At 69.8% G+C, this 514-nt stretch carries 1 protein-coding gene; it reads left to right on the top strand.

Annotated features, from left to right (window positions below):
- A partial coding sequence (locus tag BEK98_RS47475; RefSeq protein WP_143684301.1) for a DUF885 family protein occupies positions 1–327 on the top strand: 327 nt, incomplete at its 5' end.
- Between the last annotated feature and the right edge of the window lie 187 nt (positions 328–514).

Raw genomic sequence — 514 nt, 5'->3', positions numbered from 1 at the left:
GACATCGGCATGCACCTGGAACTCGCCATCCCCGCCGGCTTCGGCTTCCACCCCGGCGAACGCTGGACCCCAGACCTCGCCACCGCGTTCATGGCCGCCCACCACGGCAGCGACACCGCCCGCCGCACCAGCGAGATCGACCGGTACCTCGGCTGGCCCGGCCAGGCCATCGGCTACAAGCTCGGAGAGCGCGCCTGGCTGCAGGGCCGCGACGCTTCCCGCCGACGCCTCGGCACCAGCTTCGACCTGCGGACCTGGCACACGAACGCGCTCGCCCAGGGCTCTCTCGGCCTCGCTGACCTGGCCGACAACCTCGCGTCGCTGTAACGGGGTTGGGGACGGCCCCGTTTACAGCGAACACCCCAACCCTGGGGCCCCATCGCGGAGCGGCATTGCGCCATCGGAGGTAGGCGTGCAGGCCCGGCTCGCCGAATCCGCCGAATGCCTGGCCTCCAATGGCCTACTGGACCCTACGACGCAAAGTGATCTTGCTGCTGCTCGTGATCTCTCTGCC

Source organism: Streptomyces diastatochromogenes, assembly GCF_002242805.1.
GTDB classification, from domain to species: domain Bacteria; phylum Actinomycetota; class Actinomycetes; order Streptomycetales; family Streptomycetaceae; genus Streptomyces; species Streptomyces diastatochromogenes.
Note: the sequence above shows the minus strand (reverse complement) of the source record. Positions and strands in the feature narration are given on the sequence as shown.